The organism is Caldisericia bacterium (assembly GCA_021158845.1).
Taxonomy (GTDB): Bacteria; Caldisericota; Caldisericia; order B22-G15; family B22-G15; genus B22-G15.
The window spans coordinates 1-4,806 of the sequence record JAGGSY010000096.1; the positions used below are offsets into that span (position 1 = coordinate 1).

The window sequence follows — 4,806 nt, forward strand, 5'->3', positions numbered from 1 at the left end:
ATATTTTAACTCTATCTCCCACATTGACATAATCAAATATCTTCTCCACATCTTTGTTCTGAAGTCTTACACATCCCTGAGATACACTTTTTCCCGGAGAGAATGGATCGTTTGTTCCATGAATTCCATACCCTCTCCAGGATAGAGCCATCCAGCGAGTTCCAAGCCCATTCTCTGGGTCCTCTTTGTATGGTGGGTAAATCTTACCATCTATAAACCACTCTGGGTCCTTACTCTTTCCAGTTATAAGAAAAACACCTTCCAGTGTTTGAGTGCTATCACTTCCTATGGCTACAGGAAAGACAAACCTTTTATTCTCTTTGTTTACAACTATAACATGGAGCGATTTATCCACTATTATAGGTGGGAGGAGAAGGATAATAAGGGAGGTGAGGATAATGTATTTTCTCATTTTTCTTCAACAAGTTCCATGAGAATTCCATGTGTGCTCTTTGGATGTACAAATGCAATTTTTTTACCTTCTGCTCCAATTCTTGGTTTTTCGTCTATCAGTTTAATGCCGTTATTTTTAAATACCTTTAACATCTCCTCTATATCATCCACTTTAATGGCGATGTGGTGCAAACCTTCTCCTCTTTTTTCAATAAATTTTTCTATTGGAGAGTTTTCTCCATACGCCTCTAAAAGTTCAATTCTTGATTCGCCAATGCTAAGACCAAGAACTTTTACACCAGAATCAGGTAGAGTCTCTTCAAAAACAACCTTTAGCCCGAGTATATCTTTAAAAAACTTCTTTGATTGTTCAATGCTTTTTACTGCAATACCAATGTGGTCTATTTTTTCAATCATCCTTTACCTCCTTTGATAGAGCATATCCTATTTTTAAAGAATCTTCATTTATATTAAAGAATTTCTCTTTTCCAACTATTCTTAAAGATTCAATTAAAGATTCAATCTTGACTATCTTTGATATTCCGGCAAGAAACCCAAGAGCCATCATATTCGTTGGCTGGGTAGATTTAAACTCCTCTATGGATCTTTTTGAAAAAGGATACTCATAGACTTTAGCAATCTTAAGTTTTTTCTTATCTATACTCTTGTATGTATTATCAAATATAAGAACTCCGCTTATGTCAAATTCTTTTATAAATTTTGTTAAAGCCTTGTAATCAAAGGAGACATAAAAATTAGCCTTTCTTATACGAGGATAAAGTATCTCTGAGTCAGAGATTACAACCTCTGCCTTTGTTACTTCTCCTCTTGCAGCTGCGCCATAAACTTGACTTTGAACTGCATGTAATCCCTCTATAAGTGCCGCTTCAGCAAGAACTATAGAGGCAAAGATGGAACCCTGTCCGCCCCTTCCACTAAATAGAAATTCCTTCCTCATTTTTTACACTCCTTATCACCTTCTCATACAGTTCCTCAAAAGTTTCCCTTTCTTCATCTACAAATATACCCAAGGGTATCTTATTTTTTCTCTCCTCCTCTGGAATCCTATCCTTCATTTCAATCCTGTATGTTATTTCTTTCTGTTGAAGCAAAAATTTGGATGGATCTGAAATTCCCTGAAGTCTACCAAAGTATGTTGGACAGGGAGAGAGAATTTCAACAAAGGAAAAACCTTTATGTTTAAGTGCTTTCTTTATTATGTTTAATAGATGGAGGTAAAAGTATACTGCCCCCCTCGCAATGAATGTAGCATTGGCACCCTTTAAAAGTTCAACTGAATCAAAGGTGGGTTCGTATTTTCCATAAGGAGAGGTGGTTGTGTAGGCACCAAGAGGAGTAGTTGGTGAAGCTTGACCACCTGTCATACCATATATCATGTTGTTGAACAAAAAAACTTTTATATCCAGATTTCTTCTTGCAGCATGTATCATGTGATTTCCACCAATTCCCAATCCATCTCCATCTCCTGTTATTACCACCACATGTTTGTCTCTATTTGAAAGTTTTACTCCTGTTGCGAAGGCAAGTGCTCTTCCGTGAAGTGTGTGGAGAGAATCTGTATTCACATATCCAGGAATTCTTGAAGAACATCCAATCCCAGAGACCATGATTATATCTTCTCTCTTCCAGTTCAATTCTGCAAAGGATTCAAGTATAGCTCTTAAGCCAATTCCAAGTCCACATCCAGGACAAAAGATAGTTGGAAGTCTTCCCCAATCGAGATAATCCCTCCAGTTCATCCTATCACCTCTAATATTTTACTTTCTATCTCTTCTGGGGGTATAACATTTCCCCTCACAAAATTTATTGGATAAACTTTTGTTTTGTTTTCCATAATCCTCTCTATATCAAGGTAGAGTTGTCCTTTATTTAGTTCCACTACAAAAACAAGTTTTGCCTCTGAAAGCATCTGTTTTATTTTTTTCTCATCCAATGGGTTAAGGGTTATAAGTCTTAAAAAACCAGCTTTGATACCTCTTCTCTCCAGTTTTCTCTTTACCTCTTTTATCACAGTGCCCATAACTCCAAAGGATACAAGGATGAGATCTTTACCTTCAGTTTCTTCCTCGTAATAGAAAAGTTCTCTTCTATATGAATATACTTTTCTTAAGAGGTGATCTATTAACTTTTGGGCATTTTCCTCATCAGCATCTGGAAATCCATACTCATCATGAAAAAGACCTGTAATTTTAATTCCCTTACCATCTCCAAGATAGGGAGCAGATATTAGATCTCTCTCAAAATTGTATGGTTTATCAGGTTTTGGAAGAGAGGAGAACTCAAATTTATAAGGAGGATTGCTTCTCTCCATTTCAGCTCTCATATGAGCAACAGTTTCGTCTGAGAGTACTATAACTGGATTTCTAAAGTACTTGGATATATCCAGCGAAAAACGAGTTAACCAGTAAAATTCCTGGACACTTCCTGGAGAAAAGACAATTATTGGGTGATCACCATGCGTTCCCCATTTTGATTGCATGTAATCTCCCTGTCCCACATGAGTTGGAAGCCCCGTGGATGGATCTCCCCTCATTACATTTACTATAACACAGGGGCTCTCTACCATACATGCAAAGCTTAATCCTTCCTGCATGAGGGAAAAACCTGGACCAGATGTGGCAGTTAAAGCCTTTTTGCCAGACAATCCAGCAGCAGTTATTACAGCAACAGAAGAGATTTCATCCTCCATCTGGATGAATGTTTTTCCTCTCTTGGGCATCTCTTTAGAGAGCACCTCTAAAATTTCACTTGAAGGGGTTATTGGATAACCTGCAAAAATATCAAGTCCTCCATCCAATGCTCCAATTGCACTGGCTTCATTTCCCTGATACAATCTTTTCATCTTTTCTTCACCTCAATTGCAAAATCAGGACAGAGGTTTTCACAGATGTTGCAGCCTATGCAGGAATCTTCAAACTTTACATATACTATCCCTCTTTCATCAACATCAAACACATTCTTCGGACACACTCTTACACATATCCGGCACTCTTTACAGAGGTTCTTGTCAATTGCAACTCTGAAGGCTTTTTTTGTTTTTACGCTCATAGCAAACCTCCCCTCCTCATCATCTTATTCAAGTTTTTGTTTCCCATCATCTGTTTCATCATCTTAAAATTTTTAAGAAGCTTGTTTACATCATTAACGCTTGTTCCAGATCCTGAGGCAATTCTTCTTTTCCTACTTCCATCTATAATTTCAGGATGTCTTCTCTCCTGTTTTGTCATTGATTGAACAATTGCTTTCATCCTTTTTATTTCCTTCTCATCCACATTAAATCCAGTTGGTATTCCAGGTATGTGGGAAATAAGAGAGGAGAATCCACCCATTTTTTCTATTGTCTCCATCTGGGATAAAAATAGATTTAAATCAAATCTCTCCCTTTTCTTTAAAGTTATTTTCTCCCTCTCTTCTTCCTTTACCCTTTCTATTTTTTTAATAAGTCCCTTTATATCACCAAGTCCCATTATCCTTCTTGCAAAGCTTTCTGGATCAAATTCGGAGAAATCTTCCATTTTTTCTCCTGTACCAATAAATTTTATTGGCACTCCTGTAACAAATTTCATAGAGAGGATAGAACCACCTTTGGAGTCTCCATCAACCTTTGTTGCAATAATCCCAGTAAGCCCCACTTTTCTTTTAAACTCAAGAGCAATATCAACACTTCCCTGACCAAGGAGAGATGATGCAACAAGTAAACTTTCTTTTGGTTTTATCTCATCTTTAATATCCTTAAGTTCCTGCATCATCTCTTTATCTATGTGAAGCCTACCTGGAGTGTCATAGATAATAAAGTCTATACCATTCTTTTTGGAGAAACTTTTGGCTTTTTTTATTAATGAGTAAACATTCTCGTTTTCTTCAAAGAAAAATTTACTTTCCACCTTTTCAGATATCTCTCTTAACTGGTCTATTGCTCCAGGTCTTTTTAAGTCAAGTGGAACAAGAAGAACCCTGTAGCCCTTCTTTTGAAGATAAAGTGCAAGTTTTCCACTGGTGGTTGTTTTGCCACTACCTTGAATTCCAAATAAGATGATCTCCGTTGGAGGAATAGAGGATATTTTTAATGGATATGTTTTCCCAAGAACCCTAATCAACTCATCATAGAGAATCTTTGTCATCTGTTCTTGAGGAAGGAGAGATTTTAATGATTTTTCCTTCTCGGCTTCCTTCTTTACCCTTCTAAGTATCTCTTTTGCTACCTTTATGTTGACATCTGATGAGATAAGGATTTTTTTAAAAAACTCAAGGCCATCCTCTATATCCCTCTTTGTTAGGAGACCCCTTCTCCCAAATCTATCCAAAAATTCCCTTATTCCAGAAGAAATCTTCTCAAACATCCTTATTTAAGATAACATAAAATAAGTTAATGTCAAATTAAATCTTTAATAG

The 4,806-nt window shown here is 36.7% G+C and carries 7 protein-coding genes; all 7 read right to left on the reverse strand.

All coding sequences use genetic code 11. The features are described from left to right. A partial coding sequence (locus tag J7J33_03795) for a L,D-transpeptidase (GenBank protein ID MCD6168412.1) occupies positions 1-412 on the reverse strand: 412 nt, incomplete at its 3' end. Beyond that, positions 409-810, reverse strand: coding sequence for a methylmalonyl-CoA epimerase (mce, locus tag J7J33_03800; protein MCD6168413.1), 402 nt, complete (start codon positions 808-810; stop codon positions 409-411). The genes mce and J7J33_03795, both read right to left, overlap by 4 nt. Continuing rightward, a complete protein-coding gene (locus J7J33_03805) occupies positions 803-1,351 on the reverse strand; it encodes a 2-oxoacid:acceptor oxidoreductase family protein (protein ID MCD6168414.1) in 549 nt (182 codons plus the stop codon). Before J7J33_03805 ends, mce begins: the two co-directional genes overlap by 8 nt. Then, on the reverse strand, positions 1,329-2,153 hold the full coding sequence (locus tag J7J33_03810) for a 2-oxoacid:ferredoxin oxidoreductase subunit beta (protein ID MCD6168415.1): 825 nt from the start codon (positions 2,151-2,153) through the stop codon (positions 1,329-1,331). The genes J7J33_03805 and J7J33_03810 overlap by 23 nt, the downstream gene beginning before the upstream one ends. Next, a complete protein-coding gene (locus tag J7J33_03815; GenBank protein MCD6168416.1) occupies positions 2,150-3,256 on the reverse strand; it encodes a 2-oxoacid:acceptor oxidoreductase subunit alpha in 1,107 nt (368 codons plus the stop codon). The genes J7J33_03810 and J7J33_03815 overlap by 4 nt, the downstream gene beginning before the upstream one ends. Next, entirely contained in the window at positions 3,253-3,462 is a 210-nt protein-coding gene (locus J7J33_03820) for a 4Fe-4S dicluster domain-containing protein (GenBank protein ID MCD6168417.1), read from the reverse strand. Before J7J33_03820 ends, J7J33_03815 begins: the two co-directional genes overlap by 4 nt. After that, positions 3,459-4,754 (reverse strand): signal recognition particle protein, encoded by a 1,296-nt coding sequence (gene ffh / locus J7J33_03825; GenBank protein ID MCD6168418.1) that lies wholly within the window; start codon positions 4,752-4,754, stop codon positions 3,459-3,461. Before ffh ends, J7J33_03820 begins: the two co-directional genes overlap by 4 nt. Positions 4,755-4,806 lie beyond the last annotated feature (52 nt).

Bases quoted from the DNA above. Each gene is read 5' to 3' on its own strand.
- mce (MCD6168413.1), bottom strand. From the start codon at position 810: ATGATTGAAAAAATAGACCACATTGGTATTGCAGTAAAAAGCATTGAA.
- J7J33_03805 (MCD6168414.1), bottom strand. From the start codon at position 1,351: ATGAGGAAGGAATTTCTATTTAGTGGAAGGGGCGGACAGGGTTCCATC.
- J7J33_03810 (MCD6168415.1), bottom strand. From the start codon at position 2,153: ATGAACTGGAGGGATTATCTCGATTGGGGAAGACTTCCAACTATCTTT.
- J7J33_03815 (MCD6168416.1), bottom strand. From the start codon at position 3,256: ATGAAAAGATTGTATCAGGGAAATGAAGCCAGTGCAATTGGAGCATTG.
- J7J33_03820 (MCD6168417.1), bottom strand. From the start codon at position 3,462: ATGAGCGTAAAAACAAAAAAAGCCTTCAGAGTTGCAATTGACAAGAAC.
- ffh (MCD6168418.1), bottom strand. From the start codon at position 4,754: ATGTTTGAGAAGATTTCTTCTGGAATAAGGGAATTTTTGGATAGATTT.